Annotated in this window: 16 protein-coding genes and 1 tRNA gene; 8 read left to right on the top strand and 9 right to left on the bottom strand. The window is 63.0% G+C overall.

Going from position 1 to position 19,886, the window contains the following annotated elements:
* Window positions 1-41: 41 nt before the first annotated feature.
* Window positions 42-1,349, top strand: coding sequence for a hypothetical protein (locus tag JQ628_RS09665; protein WP_212222289.1), 1,308 nt, complete (start codon window positions 42-44; stop codon window positions 1,347-1,349).
* 6 nt (window positions 1,350-1,355) lie between these two features.
* Here JQ628_RS09665 and JQ628_RS09660 read toward each other — a convergent pair.
* The 4 genes from JQ628_RS09660 to JQ628_RS09645 all read right to left on the bottom strand — a co-directional run bounded on the left by JQ628_RS09660 (window position 1,356) and on the right by JQ628_RS09645 (window position 6,605).
* Window positions 1,356-1,429: transfer RNA gene (locus tag JQ628_RS09660), tRNA-Gln, on the bottom strand.
* Between the two features lie 221 nt (window positions 1,430-1,650).
* The gene (locus tag JQ628_RS09655; RefSeq protein ID WP_212222727.1) at window positions 1,651-2,205 is read right to left on the bottom strand and encodes an invasion associated locus B family protein; all 555 of its coding nucleotides are present in this window, start codon (window positions 2,203-2,205) and stop codon (window positions 1,651-1,653) included.
* Between the two features lie 105 nt (window positions 2,206-2,310).
* Entirely contained in the window at window positions 2,311-5,451 is a 3,141-nt protein-coding gene (locus JQ628_RS09650; protein ID WP_212222287.1) for a multidrug efflux RND transporter permease subunit, read from the bottom strand.
* Entirely contained in the window at window positions 5,448-6,605 is a 1,158-nt protein-coding gene (locus tag JQ628_RS09645) for an efflux RND transporter periplasmic adaptor subunit (RefSeq protein ID WP_212222285.1), read from the bottom strand. Before JQ628_RS09645 ends, JQ628_RS09650 begins: the two co-directional genes overlap by 4 nt.
* A 164-nt stretch (window positions 6,606-6,769) precedes the next feature.
* On the opposite strand from JQ628_RS09645, the gene JQ628_RS09640 reads away from it, so the two are divergent.
* The 6 genes from JQ628_RS09640 to JQ628_RS09615 all read left to right on the top strand — a co-directional run bounded on the left by JQ628_RS09640 (window position 6,770) and on the right by JQ628_RS09615 (window position 14,129).
* Window positions 6,770-7,231: a MarR family winged helix-turn-helix transcriptional regulator gene (locus tag JQ628_RS09640; protein WP_212222283.1), complete on the top strand. Its 462-nt coding sequence runs from the start codon at window positions 6,770-6,772 to the stop codon at window positions 7,229-7,231.
* Between the two features lie 351 nt (window positions 7,232-7,582).
* Complete coding sequence (locus JQ628_RS09635) at window positions 7,583-9,928, top strand: TonB-dependent receptor (protein WP_249127712.1); 2,346 nt, start codon at window positions 7,583-7,585, stop codon at window positions 9,926-9,928.
* 231 nt (window positions 9,929-10,159) lie between these two features.
* Complete coding sequence (gene exbB, locus JQ628_RS09630; protein WP_212222281.1) at window positions 10,160-11,119, top strand: tonB-system energizer ExbB; 960 nt, start codon at window positions 10,160-10,162, stop codon at window positions 11,117-11,119.
* Between the two features lie 22 nt (window positions 11,120-11,141).
* On the top strand, window positions 11,142-11,615 hold the full coding sequence (exbD, locus tag JQ628_RS09625) for a TonB system transport protein ExbD (protein ID WP_212222279.1): 474 nt from the start codon (window positions 11,142-11,144) through the stop codon (window positions 11,613-11,615).
* 12 nt (window positions 11,616-11,627) lie between these two features.
* Entirely contained in the window at window positions 11,628-12,431 is an 804-nt protein-coding gene (locus JQ628_RS09620; protein ID WP_212222277.1) for a TonB family protein, read from the top strand.
* A 213-nt stretch (window positions 12,432-12,644) separates the two neighbouring features.
* Window positions 12,645-14,129: an AMP nucleosidase gene (locus JQ628_RS09615; RefSeq protein ID WP_212222275.1), complete on the top strand. Its 1,485-nt coding sequence runs from the start codon at window positions 12,645-12,647 to the stop codon at window positions 14,127-14,129.
* Window positions 14,130-14,233: 104 nt separating this feature from the next.
* On the opposite strand, the gene JQ628_RS09610 is transcribed toward JQ628_RS09615, so the two are convergent.
* The 4 genes from JQ628_RS09610 to JQ628_RS09595 form a co-directional block, all read right to left on the bottom strand.
* The gene (locus JQ628_RS09610) at window positions 14,234-15,454 is read right to left on the bottom strand and encodes an ABC transporter substrate-binding protein (protein WP_212222273.1); all 1,221 of its coding nucleotides are present in this window, start codon (window positions 15,452-15,454) and stop codon (window positions 14,234-14,236) included.
* 160 nt (window positions 15,455-15,614) lie between these two features.
* Window positions 15,615-16,025 carry a hypothetical protein gene (locus tag JQ628_RS09605; RefSeq protein ID WP_212222725.1) on the bottom strand — a complete coding sequence of 137 codons (411 nt, stop codon included), beginning with the start codon at window positions 16,023-16,025 and terminating at the stop codon, window positions 15,615-15,617.
* Between the two features lie 49 nt (window positions 16,026-16,074).
* Window positions 16,075-16,755 carry a site-2 protease family protein gene (locus JQ628_RS09600; RefSeq protein ID WP_212222271.1) on the bottom strand — a complete coding sequence of 227 codons (681 nt, stop codon included), beginning with the start codon at window positions 16,753-16,755 and terminating at the stop codon, window positions 16,075-16,077.
* Between the two features lie 100 nt (window positions 16,756-16,855).
* A complete protein-coding gene (locus JQ628_RS09595) occupies window positions 16,856-17,767 on the bottom strand; it encodes a DMT family transporter (protein ID WP_212222269.1) in 912 nt (303 codons plus the stop codon).
* Window positions 17,768-17,863: 96 nt separating this feature from the next.
* Between JQ628_RS09595 and JQ628_RS09590 the strand changes: the two genes are divergently transcribed.
* Window positions 17,864-18,736: a LysR substrate-binding domain-containing protein gene (locus JQ628_RS09590; RefSeq protein ID WP_249127752.1), complete on the top strand. Its 873-nt coding sequence runs from the start codon at window positions 17,864-17,866 to the stop codon at window positions 18,734-18,736.
* A 125-nt stretch (window positions 18,737-18,861) separates the two neighbouring features.
* Here the strand turns inward: JQ628_RS09590 and JQ628_RS09585 are convergent, their stop codons facing one another.
* Window positions 18,862-19,608 (bottom strand): SDR family NAD(P)-dependent oxidoreductase, encoded by a 747-nt coding sequence (locus JQ628_RS09585; protein WP_212222265.1) that lies wholly within the window; start codon window positions 19,606-19,608, stop codon window positions 18,862-18,864.
* Window positions 19,609-19,886: the final 278 nt, after the last annotated feature.

Genomic DNA, 19,886 nt, shown 5'->3' with positions numbered 1-19,886 from the left:
TATTGGGAACGCCGGATCCCGGCCCGGTCATGACACGGGTGATGGACGATATCGTCGAAACCACAGGGGGCGAGATCGATATTCTGATCGCAACGCACGAGCATTGGGACCATCTCTCCGGATTTGTGCAGGCGCGGCAATCGTTCGACAGATTGAAGGTCGGGCAAGTCTGGCTCGCCTGGACCGAGGATGATCGCGACGACCTGACTCAGAAGATAAAAAAGGAAAAAGGGCTGGCGCTCTCGGCGCTACGCATGGGATTAAGCCAGATGCAACTGGCGGGGGACGCCGGCGGTGCCGACGAACTCGGTGGAATCCTGGAATTCTTCGGGGCGGCCAGAGGCCCGACGACTAGCGATGCGCTGAAGGCCGTCCGGGAAAAGGTAAGCTCATCCAGGTTGCGTTACTGCCGGCCGACCGATGCCCCGGTCATCCCCGCGGGCACAAGTGCGCGCTTCTATGTGCTTGGACCTCCCCATGACGAGAAGATGCTGCGCAAGATCAACCCTTCCACCCGGGACAAGGAGACTTACCTGGCGCTCGCCGGTTTTCAGCTGTTCATGGATGGCGCGGGATCGGCGCTTGTCGATGGCGACAGCGGTCGTCCGTTTGACCGGCAGTACGAAATTCCGTTCGCCTATGCGCAGGCGGCGCCCGAAATGAAGTTCTTCAGAGATCACTACTGGCGGCCCGATGATGCACCGGCCGTCCATGCTCAGGCGATGCCTGAAGCAGAGTCTGCTCGTGAAGACCACCGACGGCCCGACGATGCATCCGCCGACCATGCTCAGGCGACGCCTGAAACGGAGTCCGTTCGGGACGACGACCAGCAGCCCGACGACACATCCGCCGGCAAATGGCGGCGGATCGATACCGATTGGCTGGGAGGCGCGGCCGAACTGGCCTTGCAACTCGACAGCCTGACCAACAACACCAGTCTCGTCATCGCGATCGAATTGCCGGACGGCGATGTGCTGTTGTTCGCCGCCGACGCGCAGGTCGGCAACTGGCTATCCTGGCAGGATCTGAAGTGGACGATGGACGGCAAGGCGGTCACCGGTCCGGACCTGCTGAAGAATGCGATCTTCTACAAGGTCGGTCACCATGGCAGCCATAACGCGACGCTGCGCGCGAAGGGCCTGGAGCAGATGGAGCGGCTGCGCGTTGCCATGCTCCCGGTCGACCGGGCGATGGCGGTCAAGAAGCATTGGAACAAGATGCCGCAGGAAGAACTGACCGAGGCGCTCGATAAGCAGGCCAAGGACGGCGTCTTGCGTGTCGACCGGCCGAAGCCGGCGGCCATGCAGAACGTCGTCGAGGAGAAGCTGTTCTTTGAAGTGACGTTCTGACGGAAGTGGCTGGGGAACCTGGATTCGAACCAAGACAAACAGAGTCAGAGTCTGTTGTGCTACCGTTACACCATTCCCCAATGGATTTGCCAATGTAATCAATAGCTTGTTCGGCTATTTGGGCAAATCGCTTGCGGCGGGATTTGGCAAAATCACCGCGTCAGTGCTGCGCCGTTCTACTCGGTTGGTGCGGCCTTTGGCAAGCACGGAAGGAGGGGATTTGGGTGGTCGCGCCGCAATCCAGAGTCCGCTCTGGATTGCTTCGCTTCGCTCGCAATGACGGGGGAGAGCCGAGGCTCGCTCACTTGATCTTGTCATACGCCGCGGCGAAATCCGTCAGCGGCATCGGGATGGTGAGGGTTTCCTTGGCGAGATTCTGGAACGACAGTTTCAACTGCTTGCCCGAACGCAGCGCCGTGAGCAGGTCCGGCGTGATCGGCGCGTTGGCGTAGCAGCCGCGTTGCTCGCAGGTCTGGATCACCAGATCGACCGCCTTGCCGTCATCGACCTGCGCCTTGGCGCCGGCGGGCAGGTTGAGGCCCAGCGGCAACTGGATCAGCGCAATGGGTGCACGGGTGTCGGGCGCGATGCGGACATTGACCACGACGACGGCCTGGCCGGTTTTGGCCAGCACGGCCGATGCCTCCATCATGCATTCCAGGGGCGCATCGCGGCTGGCGCTGCCGCAGCGCGCGATCCAGCCGGTCTGTGTTGCGGGCGCGGCCTCCGCTTGCGCCGGCGGCGCGGCCGGCGCGGGCGGCGGTGCCGGGGCTTGCGCCGCTTTCGGAGCAGCAACGGGAGCCTTTGCCTTTGGCGCGGGAGCCGGTGGCTGTTGTGCCTGCGCGGCGCCGGTCATGGCGAAGGCAGCGGCGGCAACGATCGACAATATGACGGTTTTTCTCACTGACGCAGCTCCCCGCTACACAGCCTTCGGATGTGATGCGGCGGCGCGAAAGTCAAGTCACTCGGCGGCCTCCTTGACCGCGCGGTCGTCGGAATGCTCGTCGTCGGCGTTCACGGAGCGTCCCCAGCCGCTGAGCCAGTTGGAGAGCCGGTCGAGATAGAGATAGACCACGGGCGTCGTGAACAGCGTGAGCGCCTGGCTGACGATGAGGCCGCCGACCATGGCATAGCCGAGCGGCTGGCGAATTTCCGAGCCGGTGCCGGTTCCCAGCATCAAGGGCACGCCGCCGAGCAGCGCCGCCATCGTCGTCATCATGATCGGACGGAAGCGGAGCAGGGCGGCCTGACGGATCGCCTGCACGGGCTCCATATGCTCGTCGCGCTCGGCCGCGATCGCGAAATCGACCATCATGATGCCGTTCTTCTTGACGATGCCGATCAAGAGAATGATGCCGATCAGCGCGATCAGGCTGAAGTCGAATCCGAACATCATCAAAATCGCGAGCGCGCCGACGCCGGCCGACGGTAGCGTCGACAGGATGGTGATCGGGTGGATGTAGCTCTCGTAGAGAATGCCGAGGATCAGATAGACCACGACGAGCGCGGCGAGGATCAGCAGCGGCACCGTGCCGAGCGATTGCTGGAACGCCTGCGCGGTGCCCTGGAAGCTGGAAGCGAGGGTAGGCGGCGCGCCGAGCTCCACCATCGCCTTCTGAACGGCATCGGTCGCCTGACCGAGCGCGGTGCCCTGCGCAAGGTTGAAGCTGATCGTGATCGCGGGGAACTGGCCCTGGTGGCTGATCGAAAGCGGCCGCACCGGCACGCTGGTCCATGTCGCGAAGGCCGACAGCGGCACCTGATCGCCCGTGGCCGGTGACTTCACATAGATCTTGCTCAGCGTATCGATGCTGGCCTGCATCTCCGGCAGCACTTCCAGGATCACGTGATAGCTGTTGAGCTGGGTGAAGTATTGCGTCACCTGGCGCTGGCCGAACGCGTCATACAGCGTGTCGTCGATCATTTGCGGCTGGATGCCGTAACGCGAAGCGGTGTCGCGGTTGATCTTCAGCTCCAGCGTGGTGCCGTTGGTCTGCTGGTCGGTGGCGACGTCGCGCAGCTCGGGCAGGGTCTGCATCCTGGCGAGGATTTTTGGCGCCCATTCGTTCAGCTCGGCGAGATTGGCGTCCTGTAGCGTGAACTCGAACTGGGTGCGGGTCGGCCGGCCGCCGAGCCGCACGTCCTGCGCCGCCTGCATGAAGAGCCGCGCGCCCTCGACCTTCTCGAGCTTCGGCCGCAAACGGGCGATGATCTGCTGCGCGCTGGCGGAGCGTTCGTCGCGCGGTTTCAGCGTGATGTACATGTTGCCGTTGTTGCCGGCACGGCCGCTGCCGCCCACGTTCATGGCGACGGTGGCGACATCGGGATCGGCCTGCACGATCTTGCCGAGTGCTTCCTGGTGGCGGATCATGTCCTTGAAGGAGATGTCCTGGTTGGCCTCCGAGGTCGCGGTGATCAAGCCGACGTCCTGCTGCGGGAAGAAGCCCTTCGGGATAATGACGAAGAGATAGACCGACAGACCGAGCGTCGCGAAGAAGATCATCAGCGTGGTGAATCTCCAGCGCAGCGCGAGGTCGAGCCCGCGTTCATAGGCATGCAGCATCGCGTCAAAGGCGCGCTCGCTCCACTGATAGAATTTGCCGTGCTTCGTCTCGTGATGGGCGCGCAGGAAGCGCGAGGCCATCATCGGCGTCAGCGTCAGCGACACCACCATCGAGACGAAGATGGTCATCGCCAGCACGACGGCGAACTCGCGGAACAGGCGCCCGATGATGCCGCCCATCAGCAGCAGCGGGATCAGCACCGCCACCAGCGAAATGCTGATCGAGACGATAGTGAAGCCGATTTCGGCGGCGCCCTTCATGGCAGCGGCAAACGGCTTTTCGCCTTCCTCGATATACCGCGTGATGTTTTCCAGCATCACGATGGCGTCGTCGACCACGAATCCCACGGCGATGGTCAGCGCCATCAGCGAGAGATTGTCGAGCGTGTAGCCGAACACCCACATCAGCGCGCAGGCTCCAAGCAGCGCCAGCGGCACGGTGACGGTCGGGATCACGGTAGCCCAGAAGCTGCGAAGGAAGACGAAGATCACCATCACGACCAGGGCAATCGTCAGCAGCAGGGTAAACTGCACGTCTTCCACCGCGGCGCGGATGGTCTGGGTGCGGTCGCTGATGATGTCGATCTTGATCGCGGGCGGGATGGCGGCGACCAGCCGCGGCAGCGTCGCCTTGATCTTGTCGACAGTCTCGATGACGTTGGCGCCGGGCTGCTTGAACACCACCAGGAACACGCCGCGCTTGCCGTTGGCCCAGGCGGCCTGCTTGGCGTCCTCGGGACCGGTGACGGCGCGGCCGATGTCGCGGATGCGCAATGGGCCGCCGTTGCGATAGGCGATGATGACGTCGTTCCAGTCCTTGGACGCCGTCAACTGGTCGTTGGCGTAGATCGTGTAGGCGCGGGTTGCGCCGTCGATATTGCCCTTCGGGCTGTCGACCGTGGTGATCACGATCTGGCTGCGCACGTCCTCCAGCGACAGCCCCTTGGCCACCAGCTTGGCCGGGTCGATCTGGATCCGGATCGACGGCTTTTGCTGGCCGCCGATCAGGACCTGGGCGACGCCGGAAATCTGGCTGATCTGCTGGGCGAGCTGGGCGTCGACGGAATCGGAGACCTCGGTCAGCGGCAGCGTGTCCGAGGTCGCCGACAGCAGCAGGATCGGGGAATCGGCCGGATTGACCTTGCGATAGGTCGGCGGCGAGGGAAGGTTTTTCGGCAGTTGGCCGCCGGCGGCGTTGATGGCGGCCTGCACGTCGTTGGCGGCGCCGTCGATGGCGCGGTTGAGATCGAACTGGATCGTGATGGCCGACGTGCCGAGATAGCTGGTCGACGTCATCTGCGCGATGCCGGGGATCTGCGCGAACTGGCGCTCCAGCGGCTGTGCGACCGAGGAAGCCATGGTCTCCGGGCTCGCGCCGGGCAGGTTGGCGGTGACCTGGATGGTCGGGAAATCGACCTGCGGCAACGGTGCGACCGGCAGCAGCGGATAGGCGACGAGACCGACAAACAGGATGCCGGCCATCAGCAGCGAGGTGCCGATGGGATAGCGAATGAAGGGCGCGGAGATGCCGCCGCTCATGGCTGGCCGGCCTTCGATGCGCCCGCATCCGCAACGGCGGTTGCGACCAGCGCGCCGGGCTGCACCTTGTATTGGCCAGCGGTGATCACCTGCTGGCCGGGCGACAGGCCTTCAGCGACCACCGAACGGCCGTCGATCGAATTGCTCACCTTGATCCAGTGCAGCTCCGCCTTGTTGTCCGCGCTGACCGAATAGGCATAGAGCCCGTTGACGCCGTGCTGGACCGCATCGTCGGGCACGACTGTCGCGTCCTTCAGCGTCTTGATCAAAAGGCGCGTGGAGACCGACTGGCCCGGCCACAGCGCATGATCCTTGTTGTCGAAGATCGCCTTGAGCCGGACCGTGCCGCTGGAGACGTCGACCTGGTTGTTGATCAGCGCGAGCGTTCCGATGGACAGCACGCGCTTGCCGTCGGTCGACATCGCGATCACCTCCGGCGGCGAAGCGGCCAGCGCGGCCTTGATCTCGGGCAACTGGTCCTCCGGCGCGGTGAAGATCACCGTGATCGGCTCGATCTGGGCGATGCTGACAATGCCGGTTGCCGTCGCAGCGTTGACGATGTTGCCGACGTCGACCTGGCGCAGCCCGACGACGCCCGTTATCGGCGCCTTGACGGTGGCGTAGTCGAACTGGGTCTGGGCGTTGTCGATCGCGGCCTGATCGGCCTCGATCTGCGCGGTCAATTGGGCAACCTGCGAGCGCTGGGTGTCGGTCTGCTGCCTGGTGGCGAATTCGCCGAGCCGGGTGAAGCGTTGCAGGTCGAGCTTGGCATTGGCGAGGTTGGCCTCGTCCTGCGCCTTCTTGGCCGTGGCCTGATCGAGCGCGGCCTTGAACGGGCGCGGATCGATCTCGACCAGCGTGTCGCCTTGCCTGACGAACTGGCCCTCCTTGAAATCGATCTTGTTGATCTGGCCGTCGACGCGGGTGCGCACCAGCACGGTATTGAAGCCCTGAACCGTGCCGAGCCCGGTCAGATAGACCGGGAAATCGGCTTTCTCGGCGGTTGCGATCTTGACGGGAACCGCGGGCCGGGCCGGCGCCTTTTGGGCGGTTTGGGCCGGATGCTCAGCGCCGAACTTCTGCCAGCCGAAATAACCCGCAGCGGCCAGCGCGCCGAGCAGCAAAACCCAACCAATGGTACGCGAACGGGACATGCAGGCTCTTGGGTTTCAAGAAACAAATATGGGTGCTCAAAAGGGTTCCCCATTACCGAAGAAATAATGCGCATGCACTTAATACGTAAACACACTATAACTTGATCTCCCCTTAACAATTGGAAAGGTTCACTTCGGCCTTTTCAGCCTTAACTAGTCGCAACATGACATTAGATCTCAAACGCCAGTTGATTGCGCAACTCGTCGAAAGCTCGCGCCTCCTGCGCAATTACATTGATGGCCGCGCCAAGACGCGCGGCACCACGCGCGCACAATGGATCGTGCTGTTCCGCCTGCGCCAGCAGGAAGGCCTGTCGCAGGTCGATCTGGCCGAGGTGCTCGAACTACAGCCGATCTCGCTGGTGCGGCTGCTCGACCGCCTGGTCGAGCATGGCCTCCTGGAACGGCGGCCGGACCCAAAAGACCGGCGCGCCAACAGGCTGCATCTGACGAGGGCAGGGCGCCGCCTCGTCGACGACCTCGACTCCTTGCGCGACTCCATCGCCACCGATGTGCTGCGTGACATTCCCACCGATGCCATCCGCACCAGCCTTGATACGCTTGTCGATATCAAGGAGCACATCAAGAATTCGAGTGAGCATCCCGGCCATATCGCCGCGAAATAGTTCGGCCTTGATAAGGGATGGGGATGGATCGCCGCTGCGATCGGCATGACGCTATCGACTTTGTGGTTCGATCGGGCTCGCGCTGCACCGATGACCGACGGTAGCGCGCCGGTTGCGCCGGAAATTGGATGGCTGCTTTATTCCCGGGCGCTTTTTAGAACCACTAAAATAAAGTTTAGAACCGTTTTAAGACCGGAGTTTAGAATCTCTTTCAACTCGTTCGGATTCGGCGAGGTGTTGCCTCCATCGCATTGACCCGAAATTGACCCCCCGATAGTCACCGCAAGATGACAGTTCGTCGCGCGTCAATACGCGCGCGGACGTCGAGTCAAGTGATCTGTGGGGCGCGCGATGGCAAAAACAAAAACAAAATCAAATCAGACTTCGATGGACCGCGCGATGAAGGCGGCGCTGCTTTCAGCGAGCTGTCTTGCGCTCGGCCTGCTCGCGGCGCCTGGTAAAATCCATGCGCAGGCCCAGGGTGCCTCGCAGCTTCCGCCTGTGCAGGTCTCGCCGCCCGAGGAGCGCAAGCGTCGTGCTGCCGGTACGTCCAATACGCCGCGCGCGAATCGCACGGCGCAGCGGCGCGCGCCGGCTCCGCGCCGGCAGCCGACCGAGCCCGCCGCCCCGAAGACGTTCGGCCCGTCGCAGGATGCGCGCACCGGTACCGTCGGCGTCTACGCCAACAGCACGTCGGTGGCGACCAAGACCAACACGCCGCTGGTCAATATCCCGCAATCGGTCAGCGTCGTGACCAAGGAATTCATCCGCGATCAGAATTTTCAGAGCGTCACCGATCTCACGCGCTATGTCCCGGGTGTCGCCATCCACCAGGGCGAGGGCAACCGCGACGAGCTCGTGATCCGCGGCGTCGACTCCAGCGCCAACTTCTTCGTCAACGGCTTTCGCGATGACGTGCAGTATTTCCGCGATCTCTACAATGCGCAGAGCGTCGAGATACTGAAAGGGCCGAGCGCGCTGATCTTCGGCCGCGGCGCCGGCGGCGGGCTCGTCAACCGCACGCTCAAGGAGGCGGACGGAACGCGTGTCTATGAAGCCACCGGTCAGATCGGCTCCTACAACGACAAGCGGGTGACGCTGGATGCGGGCCAGGCGGTGAACGAGAACGTCGCGGTGCGGTTCAATGCGATGTACGAGAACAGCGACACGTTCCGCGACTATGGCCATCTCGAACGCTACGGCATCAATCCGACGGTGACGCTGAAGCCGGGCGACGATACCAAGATCAAGCTCTCTTACGAATTCTTTCACGATTTCCGCCTCGCCGATCGAGGCAACCCCTCGCAGGGTCTTCCGGGCGGCGCGACCCGCTTCAATCCGACCGAGCCGTTCGCGCCGGGCGGCAATCTCTCGACCTTCTTCGGCAGCCCGATCTACAACGCCGCCAAGGTCGAGGTGCAGACCGGCATGGCTGTTATCGAGCATGATTTCGGCAACGGCCTGTCGGTGCGCAACGGCTCGATCTATGCCGACTACAACCGCGGCTACCGCAACGTCTATCCGGGCGGCGCGGTGACGCCGGACCAGACACAGGTCGCGCTCAATGCGTACCAGAACTACACGCCGCGCGAAAACGCCTTCAACCAGACGGACTTCACCTACAAGACCGCGACCGGTCCCGTCTTGCACACGGTTGCCTTCGGCACGGAATTCGGCCGTCAGACCGGCCTCGGACGGCGCGATTCCGGACAGTTTCCCCAGGTCAGTCCGACCGCTTCTTCCGTCATCGTCAATCCGTTCAATCCGACGTTCTTTGGTCCGGTCACCTTCAATCACATCGCCAGCGACGCCAACAGCAAGTACCGGCTCAATATCGAGTCGGGCTATGTCCAGGATCAGATCGAAATCACCCGCTGGCTGCAATTGCTGGTCGGCGCGCGCTACGACAATTTCGATCTGACGGCGCTCGATCTGAACACGAATACAAGGCGGGGCAGGGTCGATGACTTCATCTCGCCGCGCGCTGCTGTCATCGTGAAGCCGATCGATCCGCTATCGCTGTATACGGCCTGGAGCGTCTCATATCTGCCGGCCTCGGGTGACCAGTTCAGCGCGCTGAATCCCAGCACCATCATTCTCGAACCGCAACGGTTCGAGAATGCAGAGGTCGGCGCGAAGTGGAACATCAATCCAAAGCTGCTGTTCACGGCAGCCGCGTATCAGCTCCTGCGCGCCAACGTACCGATCAATATCGGTGGCGGCCTGTCGATTCCGGGCGGCTCGCACATCATCCGCGGTTTCGAGACCGCGCTCACCGGCTATGTCACGCCGGACTGGCAGTCGGTGTTCGGCTATGCCTATACCGACGCGCGCATCGCAAAGGACGTGACGGCGCCCAACATCAGTCCGCCGATTGTCGCCGGCAACCGCGTCCAGCTCGTTCCGTACAACCAGTTCTCGTGGTGGAACAAGTACCAGATCAACCCGACCTGGGCGGCCGCGCTCGGCGTGATCTACTTCTCGGATTCCTTTGCTTCTTCCGACGACAGCGTGCGTCTGCCGGGCTTCGTCCGGTTCGATGCTGCCGTGTATGCCAAGATCGACGAGATGTGGCGCGTGCAGTTGAACGTGGAGAACGTCTTCGACAAGGGATATTGGGCGACTGCCGACGGCAACAACAATATCTCGCCCGGTCAGCCCCGCACCTGGCGCTTGACCGCGATCGCGAAATTCTAGCGGGAACTGGACGCGATTGGCAGGAGGGCACCCCTGCCAATCGCAGTGCCGTGATCTGCGCGACTTGCGCCTTTTTTCAATCCCCGGAGCATGTTACGGCAGCTCCGGGTTCGCTTTCCGCCATCGTCATCTCGCAGTTTGCAACGGTTCTAGATTTCACCGCAGCAAAACTGCCCGATTTTGCCTTTGAGCAGGCTAAGATGGCAGCGAACTGAAGGGATTTTCGCGGTAATGCTTAGAACTGTTCTGAAATTGGCAGCGGTCGTTGCCATCATCGCCTCGCCAGTGCTGGCGCAACAGGGCCCCGTCGCTCCGGCATCTCCCGCCGCGGCGCAGCCGTCGCAGCCTGCGATGGCGCCTGCAACGGCTCAGCCCGCCGCGCCGCCTGCCGCTTCGACGCCGTCCGCACCTGCCCAGGCTGCGCCGGCCGCCGCCGCATCGCAGGCCACGGCGGAAAATCCGGCCTCGAAGCTGGCGATCACGGTGCCGAAGGAATTGTCGCCGTGGTCGATGTTCATGTCGGCCGACGTCGTCGTGAAGGCGGTCATGATCGGACTTGCCTTTGCCTCGCTCATCACCTGGACGATCTTCCTCGCCAAAATGATCGAGCTGTCGGTGATCCAGCGCAAAGTGCGTTCGGCGCTCAATAGGATCAGCGATGTCCGTTCGCTGTCGGAAGCGCAATTCGTGCTGGGCTCCAAGCAGGGCGTGCTGCCGGCCTTGCTCTCGGCCTCGATGCGCGAGGCGCGGCTGTCGGCGGGCATTTCCAGCGACGCCGGCATCAAGGAGCGCGCGGCTTCGAGCTGTGCCGAAATCGTGCGTGCGGAGTCGCGTCGGGTGCGGATCGGCATGGGCCTGCTCGCCACCATCGGCGCCACGTCGCCCTTTGTCGGCCTGTTCGGCACGGTGTGGGGCATCATGAACAGCTTTATAGGCATCTCGAAGGCGCAGACCACCAATCTGGCGGTCGTCGCGCCCGGCATCGCCGAAGCGCTGCTGGCGACCGCGATCGGCCTTGTCGCCGCGATCCCGGCGGTCATCGTCTACAATCACTTTGCGCGGGTCACGAAGGGCTATATCGAACTGGTCAATCGCGCCTCGGGTGCGGCGGCGCGGCTGCTGTCGCGCGATCTCGACCGCACCCATGTGAGCTCGCATAGCGGCTCGCATGCGCGCACAGCCGCCGAGTAGGTAGGGAGCAGCGGAGCAGAAAATGGGCGCTTCGATTGCAGGCAGCGAAGTCGACGACGACGGCGATTTTGCCGAGTCGCACGAGATCAACGTCACCCCGTTCATCGATGTCATGCTGGTGCTGCTGATCATCTTCATGGTGGCGGCGCCGCTGTCGACGGTCGATCTTCCGATCGACCTGCCGACCTCGAGCGCCACGCCGCAGAAGAAGCCGGACAAGCCGACTTATGTGAGCATCAAGCCGGATCTGACGCTCGCGATCGGCGAAGACATCGTCAAGCGCGCCGATCTGGTCGCAAAGCTCGACGGGCAGCCAGATGCCACCAAGGACAAATTCATCTTCCTGCGTGCCGACCGCGCGGTGGCCTATGGCGACCTGATGGACGTGATGGAGCTTTTGCGCGTGGGCGGCTATACCAAGATGAAGCTGGTTGCGCTTGAAGGTGTTCCGGCGGCTGCGGCGCCGGGCCAGCCAACTGAACCCGCAAAGCCCTAAGGGCCGGCCGAGATGTCCGAACTCGACGTCGACCACGATCTCGATCGCAAGCCTTCGCGCTGGCTGTGGGTATGTGCCGCGCTGGGCGCGCTGACGCTGCATCTCGGCGGCGCGGCGCTGGCGATCGCGCATCTCAAGGTCGACGACTACGACGACGGCCTTGGCGCTGCGGGCGTCGAGATCGCCTTTGAAATGGCATCCCCCAAAGTCACCGAGGAGAATCTGCCGCCGGGCCCCGAGACCGACGCCTCGATCGCATCGCCCCAGCTCTCCGAGCAAAAGGCCGAGGTCAAGGAGACCGACCTTCCCAAGGATACGCCGACCGAGACCGAGGAACCCGATCGGGTCGTGACCGAGAACGAGGCGAAGAAGCCGGAGGAGGACGACCCGAAGGTTCAGAAGGTGCAGACGCAGGCTTCGACGGAGTCCGTTGCCCAGGAAGCCACCGCGCGCCAGACGCTGGATGAAAACGCGCCGCAGGCCGAGACGGCGAAGGCGCCGAATGCCGGCATCGGCAAGGACAAGCAAAGACTTGCGGCCGAATGGGCCAAGCAGATCAGCGCCTATTTCGAACTGCACAAGCGCTATCCGCAGGTCAAGAAGCACAAGACGGCGTCGGTCAAGGTGAACCTCGTGCTCAATCGCCTGGGCAATGTCGTTTCCGTGGGCGTGATGGAATCCTCCGGCGATCCCGCCTTCGACGAGGCGGCGATCTCGATGATCCGCCGTTCCGATCCGGTGCCCCGCCCGCCGGCCGCGCTGACGCAGGATACGTTTGCCTATAGCCTGAATGTGAATTTCAACGAGCGGAAGTGATGCGTTGTCGTAATGTCGTAGGGCGGATTAGCGTAGCGTAATCCGCCGCCTTCGGCGCGAAAGGGATGGCGGATTACGCTTGCGCCAATCCGCCCTACAGACTGCGGGCATCCACGTCTTTATTTCCTGTGATACACAAGAGGTGGATGGCCGGGACATCTTGCGCGAAGACGCGCTTCGCGCTTTTGCCCGGCCATGGCGCAGCAGGTCGTCATGATGCTCGAAACTCCCCCGGCTATCGCAACGCAAGCGTTTACAAGTGCAATTGCCGCCGTCGATCGCCTGGAAGAAATCTACGAGCGCAACACCAAATTCCTGCGGGAGCGCTTTGAAGCCTACGCCCACGGCGGGGACCTGACGGCGCGGGTGCGTGCCTTCTATCCGTTTGTGCGGATCACGACCTCAAGCTATGCGCGGCTCGACTCGCGCCTCTCTTACGGGTTCGTCGCCGGACCCGGCGTGCACGAGACCAGCGTGACGCGTCCGGACCTGTTCAGGAATTATCTCACCGAGCAGATCAGGCTCCTCATCGAAAATCACGGCGTGCCGGTCGAAATCGGCGAGTCCGCGGAGCCGATCCCGGTTCATTTTGCTTACCGGCGGGACATCAACCTCGAGGCGCCGCTCGCCACCAACGACGACTCGGTGGTGACGAGACTATTGCGCGACGTGTTCGATACGCCCGACCTTGCGGCGATGGACGACGCGATCGCCGACGGCACGTTCGTATTGCCGCCCGGATCTGCCGAGCCGCTCGCGCTGTTCCGGGCGGCGCGCGTGGATTACTCGCTGCGCCGCCTCTATCACTACACCGGCACCGATCCCGAGCACTTCCAGAATTTCGTGATTTTCACGAACTACCAGTTCTATGTCGATGCGTTCGCACAGTTGTGCAGGGAGCGGCTGGCGAAAGGAGAGATCGGCCCGGAGGCCTTCGTCGGGCCGGGCAATGTGATGACGCGTAATGTTCGTCTTGGCGGCGGCACGGCCGGGACGGCGCCGGAGCGCATGCCGCAGATGCCGGCCTTTCATCTCATCGAGCCGCGCGAACGCGGCATCACGCTGATCAACATCGGCACCGGCCCGTCTAACGCGCGCAACATCACCGATCACGTCGCCGTGCTGCGCCCGCATGCCTGGCTGATGGTCGGCCATTGCGCGGGCCTGCGAAACACGCAGCGGCTCGGCGATTACGTCCTCGCGCATGGTTATGTCCGGGAGGACCATGTGCTCGATCGCGAATTGCCGCTGTTCGTGCCGGTGCCTGCGCTGGCCGAGATGCAGGTCGCGCTCGAACAGGCGGTCGGCGAGGTCACCGGGCTATCGGGCTTTGAGCTCAAGCGCTTGATGCGCACCGGAACGGTCGCGAGCGTCGACAACCGCAATTGGGAGATCAGCGGCCCGGAGATCATCCGGCGGCTGTCGCAATCGCGCGCGGTCGCGCTCGACATGGAGTCGGCGGCGATTGCCGCCAACGGCTATCGCTTTCGCGTTCCCTACGGCACGCTGTTGTGCGTCTCGGACAAGCCGCTGCACGGCGAGATCAAGCTCGCCGGGATGGCCAGCACGTTCTACCGGCAGCGGGTCGGCCAGCATCTCGAGATCGGATTGAAGGCGCTGGAGCGGCTCAAGCTCCAGGAATCGGAGCGGCTGCATTCGCGCAAGCTGCGCAGTTTTGCCGAGGTCGCGTTTCAATGAGAAAAAAATCGTAGGGCGGGTTAGGCGAAGCCGTAACCCGCCGCACCGTTGCAAAGTTGGCGGATTACGCTTCGCTAATCCGCCCTACGCTTTTTTGCGCTTTCTCAGCTCTTTTTCACCAGCGAGCAGACGCTCTTCTCCAGCGGAATGAAGGCTTCTTCCGCTGGGATAGTCGCGACCGTCTTGTAATAGTCGAACGGATATTTCGACTCCGACGGCTTCTTCACCTCGAACAGGTAGGCCGGATGGATCTTGCGGCCGTCGGCGCGGATCGAGCCCTTGCCGAACAGCGGATCGTCGGTCGGCATTTCCTTCATCTTGGCGACCACGGCGCGGCCGTCATGCGGATTGCCGCCGAGCGCTTCCAGCGCCTTGAAGTAATGGATCAGCGAGGAATAGACGCCGGCATGCACCATGGTCGGCGGGCTCTTCTTGTAGCGTTCCATGAAACGCTTGGTGAAGGCGCGGGTCTGGTCGTTCATGTCCCAGTAGAATGTTTCGGTGAAGTTGAGGCCTTCGGAGACCTTCAGGCCGAGCGCCTGCACGTCGGTCAGGAACATCAGCATGCCCGCGAGCTTCTGACCGCCGGCGACGATGCCGAATTCGGCGGCCTGCTTGATCGCGTTGGTGGTGTCGCCGCCGGCATTGGCCAGGCCGATGATCTTTGCCTTCGAGCTCTGCGCCTGGAGCAGGAAGGAGGAGAAGTCGGCATTGTTGAGCGGATGCTTCACGCTGCCCAGCACCTTGCCGCCATTGGCGGTGACGACGGCTGCGGTATCTCGCTCCAGCGCATGGCCGAACGCATAGTCGGCGGTGAGGAAGAACCAGGTGTCGCCGCCGGATTTCACCAGCGCCTTGCCGGTGCCGTTGGCGAGCATCCAGGTGTCGTAGACCCAGTGCACGGTGTTGGGCGAGCACTGCGCGCCGGTGAGATCGGAGGAGGCGGAGCCGGAGTTGAGATTGACGACGTTCTTTTCCTTGGCGAGGTTGGCGATCGCGAGGCCTACGCCGGAACTGGCGAGATCGACGAACACGTCGACCTTCTCGACATCGATCCACTGCTTGCCGATATTGACGCCGACGTCGGGCTTGTTCTGGTGGTCGGCCGAGATCAGTTCGAGCTTCCAGCCCTTGGCCTTCAGCCCGGAATCCTCGATCGCCATTTGCGCGGCGACGACGGAGCCGGGGCCGCCGATGTCGGCGTAAAGACCGGACTGGTCGCCGAGGCTTCCGACCTTGACGTTCTTGTCGAGCGTCTGCGCGAAGGCGCTGCCGGCAACGACCAGCGCCGTGGTCATTGCGAGGGCTGCGAGGGATCGTTTCATTGTTCCTCCAAAATGTTTTTCTTCAGTAATGGGAGTTTTCCCCGCGGGCATTATGGCCCGTGCCGCTGATGCCGCCTAGCCGCGGCCACATGGCACTTTTGCACGAAATTTCATCGTGCGGATTATTTTGGCAGGACGGGCGGCGATGGTTGAAAGCGGGTCAGCGCCAGTAATACCGGATGCCGACATAGACGATGACGAGGCAGAGAAAGATCAGCGCGACCGGCAGCTTTGGTTTGGTGCCTGCGGGGTAGGACGCGGTCTGCCTGGGTTTTGGAGCCGGGCGGCGGAAGGCGGTGACGTTATCGGCCACCGGCGGCTCGCTCTGGCGGGAGGGCACCTCGGGCGGGGTGCCGCCGCCGCCCATCTCGGCGTAGTAGCTCTTGTACATCAGCGCGATGGTGGCTTCGCTCGCCTCGGCATCGGTCATCTGCTTCAGGAGCTTGTTGTAATCAGCCAGGAAGTTTTGGGCCTCGGGGGGCAGGGAGGAGGTTCCATTCAGCTTGGCCAGCATCTTCCAGGTCGCAAAATCCGCTCTGGCGCGGGTGTCGGCGCGGCGGGCGATCAGCATGTCGGCGGCTTTGATCAAGAGAACCTCTGTTTCCTTCCCCCCGTAAGGCTTACGTGTTGCCGGTGACAAATAGAAGGGCTTGCAGCACATAGCCGGTCGTTGTGCGCAGTATCGCCGAAATAACATCAAGATTTAGACCGAGTTGCTTCCCGAGCAAGGGCAGCAGGATCAAGGCCCCGATCAGGATCAGCATGCCGTAGGGCTCCAGCCGCGCCAGCGGATAGGCGAGAGGCCGCGGCAAAAGCCCGACCGCCACGCGCCCGCCGTCGAGCGGGGGAAGCGGCAGCATGTTGAAGATCGCCAGCACGACGTTGATGATCAGGGCGTTCTTGAGGTTGTCAGCGGTCCATTTGGCATAGTCCGCCGGTACGAGAGGAAGGGCGTGGAACGCAAAGGCAGCCGCCAGCGCCAGCAGAATGTTGGTGGCGGGACCGGCCAGTGCCACCCAGACCATGTCGAGCCGGGGATGATTCAAATTGCGGAAATTTACCGGCACCGGCTTGGCGTAGCCGAACAGGAACGGCGAATGCGACAGCAGCAGGATGCCCGGCAGGATGATCGTGCCGAAGGGATCGATATGCTTGATCGGATTGAAGCTGACGCGGCCGAGCTGCCAGGCGGTGTTGTCGCCGAGCTTCCAGGCCACATAGGCGTGCGCAGCTTCGTGAAAGGTGATGGCGAACAGGAGCGGCAGCACCCAGACGGAGATGGCGTAAAGGGAAATGTTCAAAGGGAATATTCCGGTTCGTGGCCGACGCTATGGAACTAGCACAATCCTGCGTCGCAGCGAATGTTCGTTGCTGCGCCAAACGGGCGTTTTCGCAACGAGGTTAGCGCGAACCGATCTCTTTCGTCACGGTGCTAACGTTCGGATGCGACTGCGTCGTCGCGATCCAAATGCCCGCAAACACCGTCACAATGCCGGCGATCAGATTCCAGCTCAGGGGTTCATCGAGCAGCATCGCTCCGACGACAGACGCCGCGATCGGATTGACCGTGACGGAGATCGCCACCCGCGTCGGCGTCGTGCGTTCGAGGGCGTAGGCCCAGAGGAAGAAGGTGAGCGCGCTGCCGAAGGCGCCGAGATAGATCGCGCCCAGCCATTGCGGCGCGCCGAAGTGGGCGACTGGGCCGAAACTGCCGCGCCACACAGATATGACGATCAGAAAGGCTGCGCCGGCTGCCATCGCGAGCGTCGTGAAGGGCATCGGGCCGGAGCGGGCGATGAAGGGTTTTGACCAGATAGTGTAGAGCGCCATGCAAAAGGCGGCGGCCACCATCAACAGGTCGCCGCGCCAGGCTCCTTCCGGCGCCGTAGCCAAACCCGACAGCAGGGCGAGCGAAACGCCTGATATCGTGACCAGCACGCCGATCGTCTTGCGGGCGCTCATCGCCTCGCTGCCGAGCGCAGCGCCGACCAGCATCGTCAGCAAGGGCAGGGTGGAGAGCGCCAGCGCGCCGCGCGCCGCCGTCGTGAAGATCAGCGAGGCGTTGAACAGGATCGGAAACGCAGCGAAGAACAACAGGCCAAGCCCGGCGACGGCGGGCCAGTCGCGGCGCGGCGGCCAGCTTCCCGCCTGAACCAGCGCAAGCGGCAGCAGCAGCAGAAAGCCGATGCCGAAGCGGAACGATCCGATGGCGAGCGGGTCGATGGCGTTGACCAGAAAGCGCGTCGCGCCGATCGAAGTCCCTCCCAGCGCGCTCGACAATATTGCGGCCAGAACGCCCCAAATCTCGCTCATTTTCTTCAATTCCGGTGTTTGAGCTTGGCACCGTACGGGATCCGGGATAATCACAGAATGGAATAATGTTGATAGGTATAATCGCGCTTTGTGATGATGCCGACCCTGGATCCCGAGCTTTTGCAGGCCTTCGTCGCGGTGGCGGAGCAGCGCTCCTTTACCCGCGCAGCCGTGGCGCTCAATCGCACGCAATCGGCGGTCAGCATGCAGGTGAAGCGGCTGGAGGAGCGGCTACAGGCCGAGCTGTTTCATCGCAGCAAGACCAATGTCGACCTGAGCGCGGCGGGCGAGGGGCTGCTCGGCTATGCCCGGCGCATCCTCAGCCTGAACGAGGAAGCGGTCGGGCGTGTGCGCGAGCAGAACATCGAGGGGCGCGTTCGGCTCGGCGTGATGGATGATTACGGCACCCTGATCGTGCCGCCGCTGCTCGCAAGCTTCGTCGCCAGCTTTCCGCTGATCCATATCGAGATGGAGACAGGGTTGACCTCGACGATGACGGATCGGTTGGGCGAAGCCTACGATCTCGTCATCGCCATGCATCCCGAGGGACGCACAGAAGGCGAATTGCTGCGGACCGAGCAGGCGGTCTGGGCGGCAAGCGCAGAGCATCGCGTGGAGCAACTCGAGCCGCTGCCGGTTGCGCTCTACCCGCAGGGCTGCCTGTTCCGCAAATGGGCGATGCAGGCGCTGGATAAAGCCGGCCGGCCATGGCGGCTTGCCTTTGTCAGCCACAGCCTGTCGGCGGTGGAGGCGATTGCGGCGCAGGGTCTGGCGGTGACGGTCGTCAAGAGCGGGACATTTCCATCAACGCTCCGGCGTTTGTCAGCACGCGATGGGATGCCGTCATTGCCGCGCGCGCAGATTTGCCTGCACCGTGCGCCGAAACTGTCGCGGGCGGCAACGCTGCTGGCCGATCATCTGGTGTCCGCGCTGCGGCAAGGTGGCGGTCGTTCTCAGCGCCGCTCTTGATCCTCATCCTGAGGAGCGCGCTCTTGCGCGCGTCTCGAAGGATGCAAGCCCGTCTGTGGCCTCGCCCTTCGAGACGGCCGCTGCGCGGCCTCCTCAGGGTGAAGGGATAGAGCGTTCGCGCGGCGTTAGTACGTCGCCCGGCCGCCGGAGATGTCAAACACCGCGCCGGTAGAGAACGCGCAATCTTCCGAGGCCAGCCAGGCGACCATCGAGGCGAGTTCTTCCACCAGCACAAAACGGTTCTTCGGAATCTTCGACAGCATGAAATCGATATGCTGCTGCGTCATCTGGTCGAAGATCGCGGTCTTCGCCGCGGCGGGCGTCACGGCATTGACGAGGATGTCGTGGGCGGCGAGCTCCTTGCCGAGCGATTTGGTCAGCGCGATCACCCCGGCTTTCGAGGACGAGTAATGCGCGGCGTTGGGGTTGCCTTCCTTGCCGGCGATCGAGGCGACGTTGACGATGCGGCCGTATTTCTGTTTCAGCATCGTCGGCACCACCGCCTTGCAGCAGATGAAGGGGCCGTCGAGGTTGATGTTCAACACCTTGCGCCATTCGGCGAGGTCGGTTTCCCAGACGGTCTTGTTGACGCCGGCGATGCCGGCATTGTTGACGAGGATGTCGATCTTGCCGAAGGCGGCCAGCGTCGCGTCGCGCGCCTTCTCGACCGCGGCAAGATCCGTGACGTCGACCTTGATCGCGGTGACGGCGTCGCCGATCGCCTTGGCGGTCTTTTCCGCCAGCGGCTGGTCGTGATCCCAGATCGCGACCTTTGCACCGGAGGCGACGAAGCGTTCGGTGATGGCCTTGCCAAACCCTTGCGCGCCGCCGGTGACGACGGCGCAGCGGCCGTTCAGATCGATCTTGTTCATGCTCTACGTTCCTTGCCCAAATAGTGCGTCGTCGGAAGTGCGCTCCCTCGCCCCGCTCTTGCGGGGAGAGGTACGAGGCGAGCTTTGCTCGCTCTCGGGGGGTGAGGGGCTGTCTCCGCAAATTCGATGCATGCGAGTATGCGGAGGCTCCCCCTCACCCGAAATTCGCCTACGGCTAATTTCGACCTCTCCCCGCAAGCGGCAGGGGAATCGCATATGGATTTGAGAGGCCTATTGCATTGGAGGGCAATAGGGATTCTGAAGACGGCTCCCGGATC

This window comes from Bradyrhizobium lablabi (assembly GCF_018129385.1).
In the GTDB taxonomy this organism is placed as follows: Bacteria; Pseudomonadota; Alphaproteobacteria; order Rhizobiales; family Xanthobacteraceae; genus Bradyrhizobium; species Bradyrhizobium lablabi_C.
Note: the sequence above shows the minus strand (reverse complement) of the source record. Positions and strands in the feature narration are given on the sequence as shown.